The sequence below is a fragment of the Neoactinobaculum massilliense genome, assembly GCF_900604955.1.
Lineage (GTDB): Bacteria > Actinomycetota > Actinomycetes > Actinomycetales > Actinomycetaceae > Neoactinobaculum > Neoactinobaculum massilliense.
Window position 1 is genome coordinate 1,144,869 of sequence record NZ_UWPE01000001.1, and the last position, 23,614, is coordinate 1,168,482.

At 60.3% G+C, this 23,614-nt stretch carries 16 protein-coding genes and 1 tRNA gene; 7 read left to right on the forward strand and 10 right to left on the reverse strand.

Translation table 11 applies throughout. The annotated features are described in order from the left end of the window. Positions 1-17: 17 nt before the first annotated feature. Positions 18-1,331 carry an MFS transporter gene (locus EIH27_RS04945; RefSeq protein WP_124039815.1) on the reverse strand — a complete coding sequence of 438 codons (1,314 nt, stop codon included), beginning with the start codon at positions 1,329-1,331 and terminating at the stop codon, positions 18-20. A gap of 945 nt (positions 1,332-2,276) precedes the next feature. On the opposite strand from EIH27_RS04945, the gene EIH27_RS04950 reads away from it, so the two are divergent. Further along, positions 2,277-3,518: an MFS transporter gene (locus EIH27_RS04950; RefSeq protein ID WP_241153003.1), complete on the forward strand. Its 1,242-nt coding sequence runs from the start codon at positions 2,277-2,279 to the stop codon at positions 3,516-3,518. A gap of 156 nt (positions 3,519-3,674) precedes the next feature. Here EIH27_RS04950 and EIH27_RS04955 read toward each other — a convergent pair whose 3' ends face one another. Together EIH27_RS04955 and EIH27_RS08135 are read right to left on the reverse strand one after the other, a co-directional pair. After that, positions 3,675-4,241, reverse strand: a complete 567-nt coding sequence (locus tag EIH27_RS04955; protein ID WP_124039817.1) for a hypothetical protein — start codon at positions 4,239-4,241, stop codon at positions 3,675-3,677. 618 nt (positions 4,242-4,859) lie between these two features. After that, positions 4,860-5,408, reverse strand: coding sequence for a phosphotransferase family protein (locus EIH27_RS08135; RefSeq protein WP_124039818.1), 549 nt, complete (start codon positions 5,406-5,408; stop codon positions 4,860-4,862). A 934-nt stretch (positions 5,409-6,342) separates the two neighbouring features. On the opposite strand from EIH27_RS08135, the gene EIH27_RS04965 reads away from it, so the two are divergent. The 4 genes from EIH27_RS04965 (at position 6,343) to EIH27_RS04980 (ending at position 10,318) form a co-directional block, all read left to right on the forward strand. Continuing rightward, positions 6,343-6,864, forward strand: a complete 522-nt coding sequence (locus EIH27_RS04965) for an NUDIX domain-containing protein (RefSeq protein ID WP_164461605.1) — start codon at positions 6,343-6,345, stop codon at positions 6,862-6,864. Between the two features lie 222 nt (positions 6,865-7,086). Beyond that, a complete protein-coding gene (locus EIH27_RS04970) occupies positions 7,087-7,407 on the forward strand; it encodes a nucleoside triphosphate pyrophosphohydrolase family protein (RefSeq protein ID WP_124039820.1) in 321 nt (106 codons plus the stop codon). A gap of 1,355 nt (positions 7,408-8,762) precedes the next feature. Beyond that, entirely contained in the window at positions 8,763-9,659 is an 897-nt protein-coding gene (locus tag EIH27_RS04975) for a hypothetical protein (protein ID WP_124039821.1), read from the forward strand. Then, positions 9,656-10,318, forward strand: a complete 663-nt coding sequence (locus EIH27_RS04980; protein WP_124039822.1) for an ABC transporter ATP-binding protein — start codon at positions 9,656-9,658, stop codon at positions 10,316-10,318. The genes EIH27_RS04975 and EIH27_RS04980 overlap by 4 nt, the downstream gene beginning before the upstream one ends. A gap of 344 nt (positions 10,319-10,662) precedes the next feature. Here the strand turns inward: EIH27_RS04980 and EIH27_RS04985 are convergent, their stop codons facing one another. The 5 genes from EIH27_RS04985 to EIH27_RS05005 all read right to left on the reverse strand — a co-directional run bounded on the left by EIH27_RS04985 (position 10,663) and on the right by EIH27_RS05005 (position 17,588). Beyond that, the gene (locus EIH27_RS04985) at positions 10,663-10,914 is read right to left on the reverse strand and encodes a hypothetical protein (RefSeq protein WP_164461548.1); all 252 of its coding nucleotides are present in this window, start codon (positions 10,912-10,914) and stop codon (positions 10,663-10,665) included. Positions 10,915-11,102: 188 nt separating this feature from the next. Next, a tRNA-Met gene (locus EIH27_RS04990) sits at positions 11,103-11,176 on the reverse strand. A 75-nt stretch (positions 11,177-11,251) separates the two neighbouring features. Then, the gene (locus EIH27_RS04995) at positions 11,252-12,538 is read right to left on the reverse strand and encodes an MFS transporter (protein WP_164461606.1); all 1,287 of its coding nucleotides are present in this window, start codon (positions 12,536-12,538) and stop codon (positions 11,252-11,254) included. 597 nt (positions 12,539-13,135) lie between these two features. Beyond that, positions 13,136-16,213, reverse strand: coding sequence for a UPF0182 family membrane protein (locus EIH27_RS05000; protein ID WP_124039825.1), 3,078 nt, complete (start codon positions 16,211-16,213; stop codon positions 13,136-13,138). 298 nt (positions 16,214-16,511) lie between these two features. Next, positions 16,512-17,588: a YlbL family protein gene (locus EIH27_RS05005; RefSeq protein WP_241152972.1), complete on the reverse strand. Its 1,077-nt coding sequence runs from the start codon at positions 17,586-17,588 to the stop codon at positions 16,512-16,514. Between the two features lie 84 nt (positions 17,589-17,672). Between EIH27_RS05005 and EIH27_RS05010 the strand changes: the two genes are divergently transcribed. Both EIH27_RS05010 and EIH27_RS05015 read left to right on the forward strand, forming a co-directional pair. Next, positions 17,673-19,124, forward strand: a complete 1,452-nt coding sequence (locus tag EIH27_RS05010) for a zinc-dependent metalloprotease (protein ID WP_124039826.1) — start codon at positions 17,673-17,675, stop codon at positions 19,122-19,124. 69 nt (positions 19,125-19,193) lie between these two features. After that, the gene (locus tag EIH27_RS05015; protein ID WP_124039827.1) at positions 19,194-20,159 is read left to right on the forward strand and encodes a hypothetical protein; all 966 of its coding nucleotides are present in this window, start codon (positions 19,194-19,196) and stop codon (positions 20,157-20,159) included. A gap of 9 nt (positions 20,160-20,168) precedes the next feature. On the opposite strand, the gene EIH27_RS05020 is transcribed toward EIH27_RS05015, so the two are convergent. Both EIH27_RS05020 and nudC read right to left on the reverse strand, forming a co-directional pair. Beyond that, positions 20,169-22,169 (reverse strand): ATP-dependent helicase, encoded by a 2,001-nt coding sequence (locus tag EIH27_RS05020; RefSeq protein ID WP_124039828.1) that lies wholly within the window; start codon positions 22,167-22,169, stop codon positions 20,169-20,171. Positions 22,170-22,623: 454 nt separating this feature from the next. Continuing rightward, on the reverse strand, positions 22,624-23,556 hold the full coding sequence (nudC, locus tag EIH27_RS05030) for an NAD(+) diphosphatase (protein WP_164461607.1): 933 nt from the start codon (positions 23,554-23,556) through the stop codon (positions 22,624-22,626). Between the last annotated feature and the right edge of the window lie 58 nt (positions 23,557-23,614).

A 23,614-nucleotide genomic window follows, 5' to 3' on the forward strand; every position in this document is an offset into this window, starting at 1 on the left:
GTCCTACCCGTCCCGGCCTACACCTCGGATACACCCTCCGCCGGGTCTCCGGGATGAAACTCCAGGAAGGCCACGCCCGCCGCAAGTACGTTGAAGCTGCAGCAGATGAGCATCGTCCAGCCCCACCCGATTGACGCGAGCAGCACACCTGACAACGAGCCGCCCAGGATAGGGTCAGTACCTATAACAAACATGAACGCAGTGCCAACACGTCCCTGCAGGCTGTCAGGAGTCCGGGTCATCTGATACGAGCCGAGAACGGAATTCATTGCGATAACCGGGATGGTGAGGAGCAGGAGGCATACCGCAATACCAAGCCAGGCGCTAGCCATGGACATAGCGATCATGCCGAGCGACTCCCAGGCGAACGTGAGGAGCGTAAGCGCGCGCCGGGAGAGTACTCGCTGGATTGTGGGCGTGAGAAGGCCGCCTAGAATCATCCCCGCCGAGAAACAGGAAAATATCACTCCCAGCACCCAGCCCGGATTGCCGTCGGACTGAACTTTGAGCTCCGTGCTACTAATCATGAGGAAATTCCCGAAGTTCGAGAGTGTCAGCATGACTAGCACGGCGAGTACGTCATGATTGTGAGCCAGCCACGTCAGTCCGCCAAAGAGTTCTCTCCACCGCGGCACGCGATTATCCGGCTTTCCGGTAGATTCGGATGCGCCGTTACCGCATTGGTTCCCTAGCGTTGAATCTTCACTTGCGTCGGAGCTGAGAGTGGCGCGCGGGTCCTCCTGTCCGCGAAGGTGGATTCGAGTGGATGCACAGAAGAGCCCGAAGTATGCGGCAATGTCCGTCACGAATGGGATCACTGGATGAATGCCGAAGAGGACCCCTCCCAGTGGCGAAGCGGCAACACTGATCACCGAGTCACGTGTTTCGTTGAGCGCAAGCGCATCCGTTAGATCCTCGTCCTGGAGGAGGAACGGAAGCATGGCATTCGTGAGTCCACCGAATGTTCCGTTGACCAGTCCAATCAGGACAGCGAAAACAAGTAGCCAGGTAAACGAGAGCGCCTGGAACAGAATGAAACCAGCCAGGAGGGCCATGATTCCCATCATTGATGCCGCGTAAATTCGCATCAGTTGGGTTTTTTCGAATCGGTCGATCACGTGGCCGCCCGGAAGAATAACGAGAAATCTTGCCGCGGCTAATACCGCTCCAACCAGCCCGGCTTGAACAAGATCCCGGGTCACTCCATATGCCAGAAGTGTGAACGCTAGAGACGTTAGTTGGCTACCAATTTCGGCACTGGTGTCTCCAGCGAACCATGCCCGGTAGTTTGAGTTTTGTTGGAATAGAGCTGTAGCTGAGAATGCTTGCATGGAGGTATTTCCATTCGTAGTGGGAGATCTCGCTTTTACCAGTAATCAGCAGCGGTAAAAGCGCGCGTCCTTCTGAAGAGCTGTGTCAAATCGAGCGCGTGGACGCGTATGTACGCAGGACCGAGCGCACACCCGAGTAGCGGCAAACCGACAGTGGTCTGGCGCTCCATGCGGACTCCGTGCTACTCACGCACTAGCGTCTGTAGCACGCACCGCGCGGCCGAGCTACAGAATGAAATCTCCGGGAACTACAGCAATGATCTTCACGTGACCCATCGTCTCATAGGGTTCCTCTACCCGTGGGGCGTGGTCCGAAATCCGGAATAGCACCGAATGGGTACTGGCTTGTTCCAGGCAACCGGTCGCGGGCCCGACCGTTTTTGTCGTTTTGAAGCGTCCTAGACTTCCACAAATACCATCTAGACGCCGAGTCGAGTCCTTGCCGATCCCCTCATGCCTCTCAGCTCCAATTCGAACCTCGTGTTGTGGTCAAGTGGTTTATACAGCAAGCTCGACGGATTATGAGTCGCGGAGACTAACGCCACGGATCAAGAATGACCGTGGCAAGCATTTATGTCCGGAACCGTGCAACCAACCGCCCATCGTTTCAAGGAGCTCTGTGCACCTCAGCAAAACAATGGGGCTTTTAGATTTGGCTTGACACAAGCTGGCACTATTCGTGTAACTTAACTCTCACCTTGATCTGGAACTTTCTAGATCCTCCGACCGATTGGGATTTGCCACAGCGGTACACCGAGGAGGCACACCATGGAAAACAAAGATTTCCCGATCGACGAATCAGATGCCGCGCTAGTTACGCGGAAGACATGGATTGAATGTCATTACAACGGGCCTGCGGTTAATCGCTGTACGTTCATCCCACGATGGCCGATGTAATAAGCGCTTGCACGAATCAAAGCAGGATTGACTGAATGTGAAATAATCATGTCGGCTAGACATATTCTTAGAAACACAGTATTTCGGCGCCTCACGGTAACAACATTTACGAATGAACTATCCCAGGCGATGGCGTACGTTGTGATTCCCTTGCTGGTTCTAGCCCAGGGCGGTTCAGCGACAGCTGCGGGAGGAGTTGTCTTTATATACACCGCGACCGGAATACTAAGTCAGCTTCTGAGTGGAGCTATCGTCGATCGTCGGGACGCGTCCGGAATACTGAGGATAAGTTCGCTCATGCAGGCGCTGTCGTGGACAGTCATAGCTGTGGCACTGATCGGCGACTCCCTCTCCATTGGCCTACTAGCGACTCTCCTGGCAATTTCAAGTGCATGCGCGTCGCTCTCTGCGCCGAGTGAGCATGCTCTTGTCCAACGAGTAGTCCCCGTGACTGAATACGGCGCTGCAAATTCAGTAATGCAGGGCCGGGAAGCTACTGCGAACCTGTTAGGCGGGCCAATCGGGGGTGCATTGTTCGGTATAAATATGGCACTCACCCTCATCATACAGGCGTCACTTCACTTTATTGCCACCGCAGTCTGCCCCCGCGTGGCAACATCCGGCAAGGAAGCTACCCGACAGTCAACATCCTTTTTTACATCAGTATTGGCAGGGTTCCGGCTGGTATGGCGTAACAGAGGACTTCGATCCATCGTCGGCATTGCCGCGCTCATCAACCTTCCATTAGCAATGCAGCCATTAGCGATGATTGCATATTACGAGAGCACAGGGCGTTCCCCGCTGGAGATCGGCATCTATAGCGCCTCCATGGGAGTTGGCGTTCTACTCGGAGCTCCGATCGCCGGACGCATTGCTGATCGGTGGTCGATTGCGAGACTAGGTATCTCCAGTCTCGCAACACTCGCGGTCGCATTTACCGGAATCAGCCTCACATATTCTTCCTTACCCCTAAGTTCACTCATTTCGTGTATCGGCGGCCTAGGCCTGCCCGCGTTCAATGCCGCCCTAGGCGGCTACACCATGGCAGTGACGCCTGATGATCGAATCGGGAGTGTCGTCGCAGCTTCCGGTGTCCCGGGAATGATTCTCATGCCTCTCGGAGCATTACTCGGTGGAATACTCTTTGACGTAATCGGCGTGTGGGCAACATTGACGCTCGTTGCAATACTGGCGGCGATTCCAGCCGCTCTTACTATTGTGCTCCCGTCCTTCAGGCGGTTGTCCACGCTCAGCAACGAGTCCTCAAAAGACACAGGTCACACGACGTAAGGCCCGGTTACGGGGGCTATAAAGAGACATAGACACGGATGCGTATAAACCCAGTACGACTAAGACATTTACCATGCTTGTCGTGGGTGAAGAGCTCGGGCAGCTGCGCTCAAGAAGACATTGAACTGCGAAGAAACATCGATACATTCGCGCGTTTTACATGAATAACCAAGACACGATTGAACGTAATATAGGCTCTTTTAGCAATGTACAGTCAGGCCACGTGGAACACACCTTTGCTAAAAGTCCTCCTATGCGCGGTGCAATTCCATGCAGAGGCGAAAGATCAGACTTACCCGACGAAAGAATGCGCCGCAGCAACCTAATATGAAACATATGGTATGCGGGACTGTTCTCTACGCACAGCCCAGTTTCGTCAAAGGCGGCATCAATAATAGTGAATAACTTTTCTTCCAGCTCTGCGACAACACTGTTCGTCGCAAAGTCAAATGCCGCCAGCGAATACAGCGTCGCCTCGGCGAGCATTAAGCCATGGTTATTGGTTCTTACTGATCCAGGCTTCAGCGCCCACTTAACAATAGATTCCAATAGGTCACGTGCCTGTTGGCGAGGGCCAAAGTCAGGATACGACAGCAGGCAAAGCGTTGACTTCTGAAGCTCCGCAGCCAGATGATCACAGGAGGTAAGTTCCTCAAGTCGGTCCTGACCGTTCTGCGAGAGGAGATACCCAGCAAGGGCTGCATAGATATCATTCGCCCACACCGCACTTCCTCGCCGTCGACTTTCAATGGCAAGATAGTCGGCTGAATAAAGCCACAGAAGCGTACTTTGAAACTCGGTTTCGGGTACTTGCCCGAAGTTTGTCCGCGAACTAACGCTCAGATGAGCGCCATTTGGCGTCACAAGCCGCAGCGTATCTGACGCCCCTGAGTCAACGGTCTAGGTAAGCTGTCGAACATCTTCCCAGTCTTCGCGATACCACTCCCAACTCGCCGTCGTCCGCATTCTCGTTCTCCTTAACACAGTAAAAGACGCCGAGGATCATCCTACTCAGACTATAATTTCTTGTTTACGGTACCAGGCGATTCGCGAGAACCTAGTATTCGGCTAGCTTTCTTCGATGCCGTGATTTCGGAGGTCATCTCCCCTCTCCGAAAATACCCACACTATTACCAAAGTGACTCTTAAACCGAATATCTTGCATCGTATCGAGCGTGGAGCCCGTTTCAACCATCGCCCAGATCAGTGTTCCAGAGCCCTTGTAATCCACGTACTTCGACGACAAAAACGGATGAACCTCCGTCCAACCGGTGGTTTGTGCATCGGTAACCAGCAGAACATCGGGCTTCCTCGTCAGATTAAAGGAGCCCATACTTATTTCTAAAGAATCTTCAAGGCTCTACGTAGCTGGGCGTTATAGTCCTCACTTCGCTCAACACGATGACGCCATAAGACAGCCAACCAGCGGATCGCGACAAGTTCGCAGCATACTTCGAAAAAACGTATGGATGCGGCGTCACGAGAAAACCTCTCACGGTATATAGATCGCAAAGCCTCAGAGTTACGACGCATACTGAAATGCTCCACAATCTCGGCCGCATCAAACTCAGGGTAGCTCCACCCGGCGAATTCAAAATCAACGCACCAAAGTGCGCCCACGCCAACAGAATGCCAATTGAGAGCATTCCCGTCGCCATGCGAAAGCACCCGCTTCCCCCGATGGTGTAGCAACTCCCGGATGTTCGATCCTTCCCACCTTCGTACCCTTTTGAGAAGTTCTTGCGAAAAGGGATCTGGCTCTCGGGCAAGTTCCTTCGGCCATATCATCAGAACTCGTCTAAGCATGTTCGCTAGTCCATGCCCACGGCTTATATATGACAGAGGACGCGGGAGGGTACAAGACTGAATTATCTCGTCCGCTTCCACCATCTGGCTGAGGATACTCAATGGAAGCTCCAGCTCGTTGAGGGCTTCACCCGGAATCTAGGACATAACGATCGCAGGCAACCAGTCTTCGGTATACCGCCGAATTGGAACGGGAGCTATTCTGGTGCCAGCAACGGCATGTAACGCAGTCCATTCCTGGAGCAGTCCGGTTCCATCTGAAGAGGCATAGATTTTGATACACACAGCATCCGGGTCACCATTAAATCGGAAGACATAGTTGTTCCGACCTCCCGAGAGAGCCACCAGGCCTCTCTCCTGTAAGCTAGCGCACGAAGGAACACCATGGGCCGCCGCAATACTTTCTCTAAGCCAACCAACGACTTCCGTTTCATATCCCAATCGACAACCCGCCCTCCCCGTTGTCACCAGCCCCTGCTTCTCCAATTATCGCGCCCTAGAACCCGAGTTCTCGCACTCTAGAACCCGAGCAACCAGCACACCTTCGTATGAATCTCACCTGCCGTCAGTTCCCCGTCCGCCTCGGTGGATAAGAAATGATCATTGTCGCGGCACAATAATCATAGGTGCGCACTAATCGCGCACGCTGGAACGTCGAGACGATGAAAGACCCTCCGCAAGGTTCTCGCGATGTTGAAGACGCTAGGCAACGCGCGCATCGTCTGGTCACTAGGCTCAGGCGCCACTCCTGGGCTTTCACGTTGCTCCCACGCGATCAACCTTTCATACATAAACTCCCCAGTTGGGCGTAGAGGGCATGACGTCGCTCGCCGAGAAGGCGAGGCACCAAGGTCCTAGGGCGTCGTCGGTGCTATCCTGACTTCTTCAAGCGATGCATAGTTTGAGACTCGCTTGCCCAGGATGGCCCACGATGCTCGGCTGTGGCTCAACCTCGCATGAGACGAAGCTTCAGCACTCACATCCAGGGAACTCAGCCTTCCCCTCCTATACGCACCGTTTGGCTCGCACAGAGAATCGCCATCGTGACCGGTCCCGGGAACTTGGAACGTTCGTTATTGAAATGCTGCGACGAGTAGGCTCGGAGAACTTCAATTTTCAGATGGAAAGGCCAGTCGACATGCCTCATTACCTCAAAGACGTGCCCGAGTTACGCCATGTTCAGGTCACCGACCGTGCGGAGGTGTACCAGGGCGCCATATCCAACATGTTCGTCGACACAGTTGAGTTCTCTGGGGAAACAGGTCCGGTACAACGCGAGTGGCTCCAGCGCCATGACTCCGTCGGCATCCTTGCGGTTCGCGGGGAAACGTCCAATCCCGAGGCACTCCTTATCCGCCAGTATCGTCATCCAGTGCGTTCAATGTTGTGGGAGATACCGGCTGGCATGCTCGATATCTCAGGTGAGTCACCCGAGCAAGCTGCACGCCGGGAACTCGAAGAGGAAACAGACCTCACCGCCGACCACTTCGAGCATCTCGTGACCTTCTACCCTCACCTGGAGCTACGTCCAAACGCATGACATGCTTCCTTGCGACGGACGTGCATCCCGCCCAATCCCATTTCACACGCGAGGACGAAGAAGCAGAGATTGAAACCGCCTGGGTGCATCTTGACAAGGTTCAAGAGGGCATCCTCGCCGGCCGGCTCGGATGCCCGCAGCTTATCCTCTGTACTCTTGCCTACACCGCACGGCTTCAGAAGACCCAAGTAACCAGATTCTCGTGACCATACGCTTGCAAGCATGGACTTTCACGACATGGAGACCCGAGCACTCGAAATCCGCCACCACTACGAAGAATTCGAGCAGAGCCACTACGGCCGAACATGGACGGACGAAGAACTCGTTCTTGGCCTTATGGGCGATGTCGGAGACCTCGCAAAGCTAGTGCAGGCCGCCGAAGGCGTACGCAACATCGACGACCACGAGAAGAAACTGGGCCACGAGCTTGCCGACTGTCTCTGGGCCATCATTATCCTCGCCTACAGATACAACATTGATCTTGCTACTGCGTTTGGGGAGAATATGGACGTTCTCCAAGCCTGGCTCATTAAACATAGCTAGTCTGCAACGAGACGTACGACCCGCGCGACACCCCTCGGCTCAGCGGCTCCGATTGGTAGCCACCGCAACGAGGGCCGCTATATTCAATATTTCAACGCGGAGGTGCTTCTACCGTGCAACGTCACATCGCTGACCAAGACTGAAAATGGGTTCACTGACGGGGGCAGCAAATGGCATTGAACCGTTTACGAATTCTGTTAGTCATTCTTAGCGCGGTTTCTGTCATCTCTGTTCTTGCCTGCATTGTTGCGAGTGCTGAGCTGGATTACCGCTCGGCACTCGCAACTGATCGAGGACCGTCTTATGTGGACACACAGAAGGGCGCCTCTGTTGTGTTCCGGATTGACGAAACGGCCCACGCGGGTGAGTTGGTAACTGTTCTCTATGCTGAACCGCTGACCTCTAAGACGCCTCCCCCTCCCGGACTGGCATCCTGGCCCAAGGCTGGTCACGTCGCAGTCTCCGATTCGCTCGAAGCGGAAGCGGATTATGTGAAATCACAGTTCGGGCCCATCGATTCGGTGATCGATCGTTCGCAGGCTCTCGATGGAGAGAATCTTGCGTATGTCGTGCCGCGAGATACGAGCGGTTTTGCGAAGCTTGCCGAGGATGCGAGTAGCGGTGTCTACTATGCGTCTGGGTGGGGCACACCAGGGGCTGCGTTTGGGACTGTCACCTATGAGGGTAATGGGGAACTTCTCATTCTTGCTCTTGTGGGCGGAATAGGGCTTCCCGCGCTTGCACTAGCACTGTATGTACGGAGGGTGGAGCGCCGAGTTTTCGCCGCAACGATGTTTCGACTGGAACTCGTTGGTGCCGACCGGCGTCATCTTGAGCGCTATCTCTTGCGGCGGTGTGCGCCACCTGTCACGGTTGGCGGAGGTATTGCCCTGGTCCTATATGCCGTTGCCTGCGCCACGTCGGTATCATTGCCGATCACTCATTTCAGGCTTCACCCAGTTGTTATTCGTTCTACCTTGCCAACTGGGCTCATCGGGACACTGCTTGTGCTACTTACGCTGTGCGTATTCTTGGCGTGGCCAAGCGTTCACTACTACAGGAATACGCGGAAGTATCACCGCCGTCGACTGCTTACGTCTCATAGCGTTCGCGCCGGGGAGGCGGCCTTTGTGGGGAGCCTTGCCTCTGCTGGTCTCCTGCTACTTGTGAGGATGAGTTCCGTCCCCGACACCGTACTCGACGTATGGATCCCGCTCACTCTCCTTGCCGCGGTGATTGGTTTGCCGTTTGGGGTCGCGATGGTGGTGCGGTGGGTCGCGTCTCGGCTGGCAACGCGTTCAGGTTCGGGGCTTCGGAGAGTCGCGTGGTCATGGACGTCGCGGAACTCGCTGCGGATGACGCAGCTGTCGTCGCTGGTTGGCGTGTTCGTTCTCGTGGGAGGCGTGCTCATATCCTTCTATGGCGTCATGAATTCCTCGAGCTTCGAGCTACACGTCGATGATGCTCGAATAAGCCAGGTGGAATTCGTGTCCTCCGATGCGGACGCCGAATCCTCACTGAGGCAAGCAGTAACATCCATTCACGGTACGGCTCCTACCGCGGCCATCGTCGTCACACCCGAAGGGGGCACCGATAACCTGGTGCTCTACAGTACCCCGGAGCTTGCCCGATCCTTCGACGAATCGTTTGGAACCGTACTTGCACAGGATCCGGTATCGGTGCGGGAGCTCCCGGGTGTATCACGAGCTACGATCTATGTGCTTGATCCCTCGATCTCATCCGCCGGTGAGGCCCAGGCAGAGCGGGAAGCTCTCAGATCACTCGACGTGAATGCCCCACTCCTCACCCTGGTGGAGCCGGCAGGCGAATCCGCACGAATGCTCGACGCGATTGAGTCGCAGCATGCGTCCTGGATCCTTTTTATCCTGATAGTGGCCTTGCTTATCGGCTTCGCCGCGGTAGTGCCCGGTGCTGTTCAAGCCCAGGACGCTGAAGCCCACGAAATCGCCCCGCTCGCGGCCCTACATGGTAGGACGCGCGAACTCGCTGCCATGGTTGCTGAGCGCCACGCTATGGCCGGAGTCCTAGCCGGGCTGATCAGCATCGGAACCTGCACTCTAATTTTGAGCGCGATGTCGGTGGCGGGGTGGGCGTCCCCGCCCGCCACATACGTCTTCACCGCACTCGGCGTCCTCTGCGCTGTCATTATGGGACAGGCGTTCTACGCGGCCCACGCTATTGGTCGCGACGGATCCGCCTGGCTACCCGGTAAAGATTGGGACTACTCATGACTCCTCTCCTCAATGTTTCTGACCTCGTGTGCGGATACGATCGCCCGCTATTCGAACCCCTCAACATCTCGCTCGGCCCGCACGAGTCTGTCGCTATCACAGGCCGATCAGGCGTCGGCAAGTCCACACTCATCGCCACTATTCTCGGAATGCTTGCACCAGTGTCGGGAACTGTCAGCATTGGCGGCACGAACGTGCACACGCTCTCTTTTTCCAGCCTCGCGAAGCTCCGGTCGCAAAAGGTCGGCACGATTTTCCAGGGCGGTGAACTCCTCTCACAATACACCGCCCAGGAGAACGTCGCGCTTCCACGGCTCTTACGTGACCCGCACGATCGACAGGCTAGCGATGAGGCGGCCACGCTTCTCTCACAGTTGGGGATTGAACCCAGCCGGCTTGCGCGCGATCTGTCAGGCGGAGAGCGTCAACGCACAGCCCTTGCCCGCGCTCTTATCGTTCACCCACAACTCATTCTGGCCGACGAACCCACAGGTGCGCTTGACCCCGCAGCCCGAGACTCCGTCGTCGAAGCCATTTTCCATGCCATAGAGAATGCGGACTGCGCACTACTCGTTGTCACACACGACGACGTCGTCGCGGCGCGAGCTGATGCGCGGATCCGCCTTCGCGACGCAAGTGCGCCCACACGAAATATCTGAGCACACTATCGGTCTTAGAACTTCAAGTAGGCACTATTCGTCCTACAGCTAAGCCCCTCGGCATGAGCTGCTCGCTACGAAACGAAGGGGAGAGTCTGCCCGTTTTTCGCATTCGCAATGAGCCGCCTCAGCAGCCTCGCCACCCCCCCTCTTTACAGGCCGTATAAACCTGCTTTTGGACATCATTGATCGTCTTCCCGAAATGCTTATACATGAGTGGCCCAGTCATGGTAGTGGGTGCGGATTCTTTCGCGTTCGGCCGCAAGTAGGCCCAGGTACTGCTCTCGGCCCGGGGCCGCCATGCCACCTACCATCAACCTTTCTCACCCCAAGATGTGGGAAGGTTAGGCGCGAAGTTTTTCGCATACCACCTCGGACACGGTCACGCCGCGTTTACTTGCCTGCTGCTCGATGCGATGCCAAAGGGCTGCCGGGATGCGAATCGTTTTCACCACCATAGGTTCGGTTTGCTTTCCCCACGGGCGTCCCGGAACCCACTCGACAGTCGAGTCGGGGAAGCCTGATTCAGCGTCGGCCGCCCAACGCTCAATATCCTCGTCGGTAAAGTGTTCACCGGTTGCTGCGGTGTATTCCATCCCGATGCTCCTTTCTGTAATGGGGCACATGGACAGTAACGACGGACGGACTCACTCAAGCACTTCGGCAAGTGTAGTAGTCCAAGGCGTCACGGTATATCCGTGGAGCGGTGACACCACTCGGGCATTGGAGACGGCAAAGAAAAAGCTGGCCTCAGAAGCCGAAACTTCCAAGGCCAGCACTGTAGTGGCGGGGGCTGGATTTGAACCAACGACCTCCGGGTTATGAGCCCGGCGAGCTACCGAACTGCTCCACCCCGCGGCGACCCGTCTACTCTAAGGGTCACTACAGAATCCGTCAACCCCCTGTGTCCTGCATCGCCTCGCGGACCGTTCCTCACACGTCATCCCTTTCACTCATGCCGCCTTGTTCACCCACGCCACCCTTTCCACGCAAGCCAGCAATGTAACCGGCCCACTCGTCCGTCGGCGGAATGTTGCGAAGCGCCGGCGTCACAAGAAGCAACACCACCGAAATAAGCATCGGGGCGGCAAGTACAAGAATCGTTCCCGCACCCATACTCGGCAGCAGCGCGGCCGCCACCGGCCCCGTCACCACGCCCGGCAATAGATTCAGTGCAGAGATCAGCGAAATATCACGCCCCTGCCGCTCCGGCGGCACGTAGGCCATGACAAAGGAAAACAGCGGATTCGCCAGGGGCGCAAGCGCAGCAATCAGCGCCACAAGCACCAGGCGCACCGCCCAGGCCGGTATCACCACCATGAGTACGCAAAGCACAGCAATAGCCGCCATCACCACAAGAGTGGAATGCCCGGCGCGCAGCGGGTACTTCTTCAGCACAATCGGCACCACAATGGACCCCGCAATACCACCCAGGCCCACGGCCACCGGAAGGCTCGAAATCAACCACGGCGCCACCTCCGCGTTGGCCAGTCCAAAAGTAAACACATCAAGCACACCATTGAGCGCGAAGGGAACAAAGAAGAAGATCAGCGCGGCCACCAGCAGAACTCGGCTATGCCGCATATCGCTCAACCCACCCAAAATTGCGTCCACCTTCGATTCCGCCGAGCCCTCAATTCTTGCCAGCCGCTCCTCGCGGCGGACAGGAAGCAGAATGAGCATGCCTATAACGCCCGTCACGGCGGTCACCCCGAACGGCAGAGCCGGGTTGATTGACGCCAGCACGCCGCCGGCTACCGGACCAAGGAACGTGCACAGGTAGGCACGAGTTTGGCGCAGCCCCATGATTGCGGCCAGTTCTGCCTCGTCCACCACCAGCCGGAGCGATGTGGATTCAATGCTCCCCTCCGCCGCGTTACAGAAGAACATGAGCGCAATCAGTGGCGCCCACACCGCCGGCGCGAACGCACCCCGCACAATGAGCAACACAAGAGCAATCTCAAAAACCGGATCAGCACACCCGAACACGAACAGGAACACTCTCTTCGAGCGGGCATCCGCGATGAGGCCGCCCACCAGGTTTCCCACGAACATGGCGGCCGCACCCACCCCGGCCAGGAGACCCGCACCGGCCAGATTGTGCGTCTGAGCAATGTACACAATTGGCAGCGCGAACCCGGCCATGGTGCTACCAAATTCGCTAAACGTAAACGCTATGAGAATGATCCGCGCCGTAGACCATCGCTGTAGTAAGCGCATTGTCATTCCTTTCGTGAGTGCCTCACCCATGCGGCCCAGCTCCGCGCGGGACCGGCCTGGCCTGTCGCCCAATACCCCATCGTCGCCTGCCTGCGCCGCCTCGCCGCAGAGTTGTCCGCCTAGTGGACATCACACGTCAACGCTCGGCCAATTTCCAAGCGCTCCGCATTGCCAGGGTCTCGGCACTTCCGGGCACTCCGTACTCCCAAGCCTCCGCACTCCCAGCTCCTCCTCGCTCCTAGGGCCTCGGCACTGCCACCTATCCGCGCCACCGCCCCTCGACACTGCCAGCTATCCGCACTTCCGCCGCTCCATACTTCGGCTCTCAGTGCCCGAATTCCGGCCAATTTCCGGCTCCACCAATGAGATATTCCGGCCAAATGGACGCTATGGCCGCGCCACGCATTCCGCTCCTGAGAGCACATAGAAATGTGGCCACGTGGTTGCCCACGTGGCCACGTCCTCGCAGCGGCTCTCCACCCGCCGCGCTATTTTCCTGCGCCACTTCCGGCGCTATTCTCCCGCGCCTCTTCAGAGCACGCCGCGCAGCGCTCCGCCGCGCTATTCTCACGCGCTCCTTCCCGCGCTATTTCCGCGTTACTTCTTCAGTTCGTCCTGCGCCGCCAGCGCGTCGTTCAGCGCGGTGCTCAGCTTCTGCTGTGCCTCGCCGAGCGCCACCCAGTCGCCCTTCTTCATGGCCGCATCAGCCGCGTCGTTCGCATCGCGCATGGACTGCAGCGCGGTATCCAACCGCGTTTGCGCATCGGAAGCGTTCCCGGACGCACCCGCGCTCGGCGTCGTACTGGGCGCCGCCGCACTCGGGCTGGCCGACGCCTCCGCACTAGCCGAAGCCGTCGCCTCACTACTGGGCGAGGCAGTTGCGCCACTACTCGGCGTCGTACCGGAGGTAACTGGATCCTCCTTCTGCCCCTCCACGTTGGCGTCGCCGGCTGTGGCACCCGAATTACCACCGAAGGTCTGGTTGAGCGCCTCCTCCAGCGTGGGTGCAAACCCGATGGTCTCATCCGTACCGAACGCGGTCAGCACGTACTGCATGAGCGGGAAGGTGGTGCCCTGGGAGGCCTGCACGTACACCGGCTGCACATAGAGCATGCCTCCACCCACCGGGAGCGTAAGCAGGTTACCCATGTTCACTGTGGTGCCGCCCTGACGCAGCAGGTTAATAGCCGTGGACACGCGCTGGTTGGAGACGAAATTGTTCTGTGCCTGGCCAGGTCCGGGCACCGTAAGATCACGCGGCAGCTCAAGGAGTCGCAGTTTTCCGTACCCCTCGCGCACCTTCCCCGCGGCACTTCCCGCATTCGAGTCCACCGCCAGGAAGCCCGTCATGATATTGCGGTTCGTCTGCCCGCCCGGAATGAAGCTGGTGGACAGGGAAAACTCCGCGGATTCCTGACCCGGCATCTGGAGCGTCAGATAGTAGGGCGGTTGCGGAGTGGCCACAGAGGCCTGATCCGTGCCCTGCTCATTGGTGGCCGCGGTGGGCTCGTTGGGGACCGCCCAGAAATCGCCACCCGAGTAGAACGACGCCGCATCGGTCACGTGGTACTTGGTGAGCAGGGACCGCTGCACCTTGAACAGATCCTCCGGGTAGCGCACATGCGCCATGAGATCACCGGACATCTCCGAGACCGGCGTCAGCGAGCCCGGGAACACCTTGGACCAGGCCTTGAGCACCGGATCCTTCGCATCCCACTGGTAGAGGGTGACCTTGCCGTCGTAGGCATCCACGGTTACCTTGACGGAATTACGGATGTAATTGACCTGCTCATTGTCCTGCTGGTAGGGATCAGTGGCCGTCTGCGTATCGGTCGTGGCCGTGTCCAGGGACTGCCGGGCCGAATACGGATAGGAGTTGGACGTGGTGTAGCCATCGATAATCCACACCAGGCGCTTGGGGGTTTTCGGATCGCCATCCGTATCCACCACGGCCGGGTATGCCTTCGAATCCAGCGTCAGGTAGGGGGCCACCTTCTGGGCGCGCACGTGCGGATCCCGGTCAAAGAGGATCTGGGATTCGGAGGTGACACGGTCCGAGAAGAAGATGTCCGTGGAACGGAAATTAATCGCGTACATGAGGCGCTCGAACAGGTTTCCGATGGAGGGACCGCCGTCGCCGTCATAGGTGGAGTAACGCTGGCCCGACGGCGCACCGTCATCCGGGTAGTCCAGCTCCCACGGGTCGCGCGATTCCGGCGCCCCCACAATCGAGTAGGTGGGTGATTCCTGGCCGAAGTACACGCGCGGCTCATATCCGCCCAGCAGCCCGGTAGAGGGGATGCCCTTTTCATAGAAGGCCGGCGCCCCGCCCGAATCCGTGGTGTTGCCGTAGGCCGCCACCACGCCGTAGCCATGGGTGTAGACCGTGTGATCGTTCACCCAGGAGCGCTGGTTCGCACCCAGGCCGTCCAGGTTGAGTTCGCGCACGGCAATCACCGTGTCGCGGTCCTTCCCGTCCAGGTTGTAGCGGTCCACCGTAAGATCCTGCGCGAACTTGTAGAACTGCTTGTTCTGCTGCAGCTGCGAGAACGTGGGAGAGACAATATTCGGATCCAGCAGCCGGATCTGGGCGGTGGATTCCGCATCCCCGCGCAGCGCACCGGCCTCCGCCGTAGTGTTCGCGTTATAGGGAATCGTTTCCACGTTGTCCAGGCCGTACGCCGTACGGGTGGCGTCAATATTGCGCTGAATGTAGGGCGATTCGGTTTCGATGGCGTTCGGGGTAACCCGGAACTGCTGGACCAGCGCCGGCCACGCCCAACTCACCACCAGCGCGGCCACCACCAGCACGGCCACACCCGTCATTGCCAGACGCCAGGAACCGCGGATCGCGGAGACGATAAACAGTGCCGCAATGAATATGCACGCAATCGCCAGCACGGTGATGCCGGGGAGCGAGGCCTTAATGTCCGCATATGATGCGCCGGAGAAATTGGCGTTATCGGAGAGCAGCATTTCATAGCGACGCAGCCAGAAGTACCCGGCCGCCACCAGGGAAAGCAGCGCGGCATACACGCCGAAATCCATGCGCGCCCGCTTCGAGAGGTGCACCGTGGAACCGCTACGCTCAATCCCGCCCCACACCATGTGGGAGGCCACCGCCGCGAGCGCGGAGAGGATAAGGAGCGTCATTACAAAGGAGAGCAGCGCCTGCAGTGCCGGCAGTGAGAATACGTAGAAGGAGATGTCCTTACCGAACTGCGGATCCTCGGTGCCAAACGGGGTCCGGTAGAACCAGGTCACGAAGGTCTGCCAATTACCGGAGAGCGGAGTGCCGAACAGCACACCCGCCACCAGGGGCACGCCCCAGTTCATGAGGAACGGGTGGTGGGTGATTGCCACACGCACACCCGCACCGGCATCCGGTGCGCCTGCCCGCGCCCCGCGCCGACCCAGCCGCAGGCCCCACCAGGTGACCAGCGTTACCAGCACAATGCCGATGGCACCCAGTGCGATGCTCCACCCCCACTGGGTCCAGAACACGCGGACGGCGCCCAGTTGATTAAACCAGGACACCTGCGTGTAAATCCCGGCCACAATCCCCAGCACAATCACGATCGCCGCCAGCACCGCCAGCGTGATGAGGAAGGCGCCCGGGCCGTGACCATTCTTCTTGTTCGCCCTCGCGGGGCTTCGGAAACTGGTTGCGCTCATGGTGTCCTTACGTTTGTTTGCGCCGTCGCTGGCGCACTTTTCCTTCTCTAAGCTAGCCGACTTCCTAGGATTTTCCCACCGTTCCCAGCTACAGGACGACGCCGGGGTGGGTGCGGTTGTAGTGACGTTCAGGTAGGTGCGTGGTCCGGGTAAGCGCGCGAGTGGGCAAGGTTGGGGTGGGTGCGTTTACGGCAAAACTGGGCGGGCGCGATTGAGGCGACGCCGAGCGGGTGCGGTAAAGCGGGCGCGCGCTTCACGCAGGGCCGACGCCGTCCGGCTCGCGCAACCCGGGCCGCAGCTACTGCTGGGCGGCCTGCTGCGCCACCTCACTGCACTGGGGTAGGTCCGGTTCCTTCCCTTCACCGATGGCGCGGGCGGCCGCAAGCGCGTCGTCGATCGTGCGAATGGACCACACCTTCATGCCGGCGGGCGTGTAGCCAACCGTTTCGGCGCAGTTTTCCGCGGGTGCCAGGAAATTACGTGCGCCCTTCCCGTAGGCACCCACCAACTTGTGCTGAATACCACCGATGGCTCCGACGTCGCCGTTATAGGACATGGTGCCCGTACCCGCGAGTGTGGCCGAGCCGGCCAACGAGCCCTTGGTGAGCGAATCGTAGATGCCGAGGGTGAACATGGTGCCGGCCGAAGGGCCGCCGATCCCCTGCACGTCGTAGGTGACGTCCACGGGGAATTTGAGGTCAGAATCGATGAGCGCCACCCCGAGCCTGCTCCCCGGGTGCACCCAGCCGGTGGAGTCCGCCTCATATGCCACTGTGGTGGCCGCAATATCCACGGATTTACCGTCGCGCGTGACGCCCACGTCCACCTTGGTGCCCGCATTCGTGGCGAACAGCTTGCTGGACAGGTCGGAGAACGTGGTGATGGGCGTGGTGGTGCCGTTGATTGTCAGGGACTTGATCACGTCCCCCTTCCGGAAATCACCGTGATCCGCAGCCACCGTCAGCGTCATGGTCACCTTGTAACCGGCCTTTTGCAGGGCCACAACGGCCGCAGCATTCTGGGAGGAATCCATCATGGCCGCATCCTGCTTCTGGGCGCTCTCCAGCGTTTGCGCGGGCGCATACACCGAGCGAACAGGCATCATCTGCAGATCTTTGGAGAACAGCGCCGCCACTGTTTGGGCGCCCGTCACACCCACCTGCGGGGTCCCCCACTGGGTCACCGTGGTCATAAAAAGGTGCGAATCAGAAGGATACGTATCCGCCCCCTTGATGGTGACCAGCTGCTTATCCTGGTAGGAGCCGTGCACGTCCACGGCCGGACCGGCGCTTTCCAACAGATACGGGCCCGGCGCGGCCAGGGTGAGGAAGGCCGCGGCGGCGAACACAAGTGCAGGAATACGGTGTGAAGTCACGCACCCATCATGCCACGGTGCGCCGACGGCGTAGCTGAACCGCTGCGCGCGCAGGCCCGGTACCATGCTGGACAAGGAGGGGCCATGAGTGAGAACGATTGGGAGCGGATGCTCCGGGCCGTATTCGGTGACGAGGCGGCCGAACGCATCATCGCGTCCATGAAAGAACAGGGCATTGACCCGGAGGCGGCACTACCGGCCGGGTTCAATCCGGCGCAGATGCCCCTCATCATTAATCAGATGCGCACCATGCTGGGCAGTGCGGGTGACGGCCCGGTCAACTGGCAGGTGGGCGAGCAGGTGGCACGGCAGCAGGTGGTCCAGCAGGGCTCCACCACGGTGAGCGGGGAGACCGGTCAGGAGGTGCGCGCCGCGCTGCAGACGGCCAGCCTGTGGCTGGATCCGGTGACAGAGATCAGTCCCGTCACCGGCCCCGTACAGGCGTGGAGCAGGCTCGATTGGGTAGCCCACTCCCTCCCCACCTTCCGCAAGCTCACTGATCCGGTGGGCGCGAATATTGGCCGCGCCTTCAGTGAAGCCATGACACACCAGTTGGAGGAGGCGCCCGAGGAGCTGCGCTCCCTGCTGGGCGCGGATCCGGCTCGCATGCTCTCCGGCGTCACCGCGTCGCTCCTGGGCGTGCAGTACGGCGCGGGGCTGGCTGGCCTGGCCGACGTCACCTTCGGAACATCGGATGCAGGACTTCCCCTGGTTGAGGGGGAAACCGCGGCGCTGGTGCCCTCCAACGTTGCCGCCTGGGGCGAGGGACTGGACGTGGAAGAGGGCGAAGTGCTGCTTTACGCGGCCACGCGCGAGCAGGCCGCGGCGCGCCTGTATTCCACCGTTCCCTGGCTGCGCCCCTCCGTGCTCGATTCGGTAGCCGGCTACGCCGCGGACATTACGATCGACACATCCGCCATCGAGGATCAGGTGCGGTCCATGAACCTCGATCCGAGCGCACTAGCACAGGGCGAGGTGCCCGAAATTGATCTCTCCGAGGTGTTTTCACCGGAGCCCACCGAGGAGCAGCAGCGCACTCTGCGCCGGCTCGAACACATGATCTCCATGGTGGAGGGCTGGGTAACGGCCATTAGCGCTCAGGCCGTGGCCGCCCATCTGCCCCACGCGGTGCCGCTGGCAGAAATGTTTACGCGCCGTTCCGTCACCGATGCGCCCGCCACCCGTGTATTTGGGCCGCTGGTGGGCTTCGAGCTGGCGCCGAAGAGTGTGCGCGCGGCCACCGCGTTCTGGAACGAGGCCACCCGCCGGCTTGGCGCTGCCGGCCGCGACGCCCTGTGGCGTCATCCCGACCTGCTTCCCCAGCCCGAGCAGCTGGAAAGCCCGGAGTCATTCTTTACCAAGCCGGAGCCCACGGAGCTGGACCAGGAGTTGGATTCCTTCCTCGACGAATTGCTCAGCGGCAACGGGGAGAATGACGCCCCGCACGAGCCCGGTTTCGGCGAAGCAGGAGATGACAAGCCGGACGGAGAGGCGGACGGCGCGGATAACCAGCCGGACGGCGCGGGGGACCGCTAACAGCGCCCACGGCGTCGTTCCTGTGGATAGCGGATCGCCGGCGCGGGGTGGCCGCTGTAGCCTCGCCGCATGAGAATCGCTCCGCCCCTGCGCATGTTCTGGCGCACCGCCGCAACGGTGCAACTTGGCATTGACCCGCGCATTGCCGTAGTTGTGGATGGGCTCGTGCCCGAAGAGCAGGAGTTCATTGACTTCCTCACCCGCGAGCGCACGGATGTGGAGGTGCGTGCATACGCCAAGCGGCACCGTATCTCGCGAGCGCGGCTGGCGCAGATTCTCAGCATGCTGCGCTCGGCCGGCGTGCTGGCGCCGGACGCGGTGGTGGGCGTGCTGGCCAGTATCCCTGAGCCGCATCCTCGTGCCACCGTGTCCGTGCCGCGCTTGGATTTACCCGGCGTGGCGGTTGCGTTGGCCCTGGCTCGCGTGGGGATTGCCGTGTTTTCCGACGACGCCGCACCCGTCGGCCCTGCCGATCATCCGCTGCTACGCCGCTATGGCGCGGGCCTGTCCCGGGCGCAAGCGTTGCGGGGAGCGGTATCCGCCACCGGTACCGCCACGGCCGGTCAGGCGCCCGGTGAGCCACAGTTGGCCGTGGTAACCGGGCGTTCCCCTCTCGATCCGGAGCGCTGCACCGCCTACATGGATGCGGGCACGCCGCACCTTGCGCTCTATGCGGAGGAGGTGGACATGTGCATGGGGCCGCTGGTGGAGCCGGGGCAGACGGCGTGCGTGCGCTGCTTGGACGCAACCCGCATGGAGGACGATGCGGCGTGGGCACGGTTACGCGCGCAGGTGTGGGAGCAGCCGGGTACGCGGCCGGGCCCGCAGGCGTTGGAAACGGCGGCCGCGCTAGCCACCCGCGCCATCGTGGGCTTTCTGGGCGGGCGCGGCAATGCGCTGCGCAACGCCCAGTGGCGGATCGGACCGGTACCAACGGAGCCGCGGCGGGTGGCGGTGGAGCCTTCACGCGCCTGCGGCTGCACCGCCCCTGAGCTTCGGCTGGTGGCGCTAGAAAGGGAGAATCCCGCGAACTAGCCAGCTACGCTATCCCCGCATGTACTGTGCCACGATGGCCAGTACTTCCTCCCCGAATGCCTGGAGCTTGGCCGAGCCAATACCTCTCACGCGTCCCAGGCGCTGGATGGAGGCCGGCTTGGCCACCGCAATGGCACGTAGCGTGGTGTCATGGAAAATGGTGTAGGGCGCACGCTGAAGCACGCGCGCTTTGTCTAGCCGCCAGGCCTGCAGCGCCTCAAACAGAGGGATATCCTCCGCGTGCTCCGATTCGAAGGCGGCGGCGGCCTCTTTGCGGCGCCTCCGGTAGCTAGTGGTACGGGATTCCTCCTTTTCCGGCCGCGGCCAAATACCGGTCAGGAAGCGGGAGAGTTTCCGATTGGCCCGGTTGCCGTTGCCGGTGGCGTATGAAATTTGCAGCCGGTCCCGTGCGCGCGTAATACCCACGTAGAGCAGCCGCCGTTCCTCCGCCTTGGCCGCCGCATCTTTAGCGAGAGAAATGGGCATGAGTCTTTCGCTCATACCGGCCAGAAATACCGCTTCCCATTCCAGCCCCTTGGCGGCGTGAAGTGAGCACAGCGTGACCCCGTTGACGGCCGGTGCGTTCTGCATCTGTGCCCGTTCCTCCAACTCCCCCACGAATTCAGACAGGCTGGCCTTGCGCGCCTCCTGCATGTGCGTGGCCAGCTCCAGGAGGGCGGAGAGCGCCTCCCAGCGTTCCCGCGCCGCACCGGCATGATCCGGCGCTTCGTCACGCCACCCCATTTGGCGAAGCACGCTGCGCACCTGCGTGACCAAACCGCCCGTCCCCTCGCCCCGCGCGGCCGCGTGGAAGGATGCCATGGCTTCCCGTACTTCCCGCCGGGCAAAGAAACGTTCTGAACCATGCACCGAATAGCTCATGCCGGCCTGGGACAGCGCGGCCTCAAACTGTGCGGATTGGGCGTTCGTGCGGTACAGGATGGCAATATCCGAAAGCGCCATGCCCTCGGATTTCAGCGTGAGAATCTCCCCGACAATTCCGGACGCCTCGTCCTCATCTGACGGGTAGGCCCGGTATTCGATTGGACGTCCGGAGGCCACCTGCGAGTGCAACTCCACCGCACCCTCACTGCGATCATCCTCGATCACGTTGTTCGCGGCGGCCACGATCTGTGGAGTAGAACGGTAATCACGGTTGAGCTCCACCACCTTGGCCCCCTTGAACTCATTCGTGAAATGCGCCAGGTAGGAGGATGAGGCGCCGGTGAAGGAATAGATGGTCTGGGAAACATCCCCCACCACGCACAATTCCTTCCGTTCCCCCAGCCACAATTGCAGCAGCCGGTGCTGCAGCGGCGACACGTCCTGATACTCATCCACCACGAAATAGCGGTACTGGGCGCGAATCTCCCGGGCAATATCCGGCCTATCCAGCAGCATGCCCACGGTGAGTGCCAGCACGTCCTCGAAATCGATGGTGTGCCGGTCTATTTTCACCTCCTCATAGGATTTAGCCAGCCGCGCAATTTCCTCCGGAGGCTGCCCGGCCACCTCCCCACGGCCGGCTGCCACGGCACGCTCCGCATAGTCCTCCGGCGCGATAAGCGACACCTTGGCCCACTCGATTTCTGCGGTTAAATCCCTAATGGACACTTTGTCCGTGGGTAGGCCCAGTTTCCCCGCCGCCTGCGATACCAGTGCATATTTGCTGGGCGTAATAGGCGGGATCCTGCCGCCCACGGCCGTCCCCCAAAAATATGACAGCTGCCGGAGCGCCGCCGCGTGGAACGTGTGCACCGAGACGCCATGAACATTCAGATCACGCAGCCGGGAACGCATTTCCCCCGCCGCACGGGAGGTAAATGTTACCGCCAGCACGTTGGATGGTTGTACGACGCCGGTGGCCACCGCATACGCGATTCGGTAGGTGATGGCACGCGTTTTCCCTGTGCCCGCGCCGGCGCGCACGCACAGCGGCCCCCGCGTGTAGGTGGCCACCTGGCGCTGATCCGGATCGAGATACTCGAGAAGTTCGTCTGCTGAGTCCATGCCCTACCTTTCTGGGCACAGTCTCTCACGCACCTCCGACATTCCCACAGTGCCGCCGCACCGCGAACTACACGCCACCACAAACCGCATGCCCACCCGCCCGCCATAACCACTGGCGCCGGCTGCGCCGCATTTACAATGGCCGCATGGCAGACGTAACGATGTACACCACACCGTGGTGCGGATACTGCAAGAACCTCAAAACCCAAATGAATAAAGCGGGCCTGGACTATAGGGAAGTGAACATCGAGGCCACCCCCGACGCGGCAGCGAAGGTGGCACGCATTAATTTAATGGCGGCAACCAGGTGGTGCCCACCGTGGAGTTCGCGGACGGGACAACGCTCACCAACCCGTCACTTGCTCAGGTGCAGGAGAAACTGGCCGCGCTCGCGGACTAGGCCACACCGCTCCTCGCACAGGCACGTCCATTTCAGGTGCCGGCCGAACAGCCGCTACTCTCGCCGCAACCAGGCGTCAATAAGTGAGGCCGCCACGCTGGTGGGAGTGGGGAGCCCCACTGTGCCCGCCGCCACAGCCTCCCGATACTCGGCCCGGCTGAAGAAGCGTGCCGTGGCAATCTCGTTGCCATCCACGCGAATATCCGCTGTGGTTGCCTCCACACGCGCCTCAAAGGCAAGCATCAGTGAACGCGGGAACGGCCACGGCTGACTGCCCACGTACGTCATATCCTGCACATCGAGGGCTACCTCCTCGCCCACCTCGCGCCGTACGGCCGCCTCAAGCGGCTCACCGGATTCCACGAATCCCGCCAGCACCGAGTAACGGCCATCCTTCCACGCGCGGTTGTGTGCCAGCAGCATCTCATCCGCCTGATTCGTGATGGCCACAATGATGGCCGGGTCCGTACGCGGGAACACAACATGCCCGTTACCGCACCGGGCGTGGAAACCGTCGTCGACGGGGGTGAGAGACGCCCCGCACGTGGCACAGAAACGCTGGGTACGATTATTTGTCACAATCGCCACCGCGGCCGCCGCGAGCGCCGCGTCCAGCCCTCCCCAGAGATGCGCGTGAAGCGTGAGCGCCTCCACCGTCATCCCGTCCAGCTCCCACGTACTGGCCCGGCCCGGCGCCGTGGCGCCCAAACTCTGCGCGTCCACCGCGAAATATCCCAGCTCGCCCACGTGTCCCAGGTACGGGGGTACGACGTCGTCGCCGGCGGCCCGGGGAAAACTCTCACGCAACTGCGCGGCGGTGAAGTACCGGGGGCCCACATCACTCCCCACCACACCGCGGCCATGGACCAGGAGAAAGCGGGCGAGCGAGCCGGCGCGAAACTCGCGGAGTGCGGCGGGGTTTGAGCGCAGCACGGCGTCGCGATCCAGGTAGGAGCGGGCGAGGGAGAGAGCACGGAAATTGGCCATGCCCCGATTATCGGGCGTGAACGGAACGGATGGCGAGAGGCAACAGTGCCACGCCGGC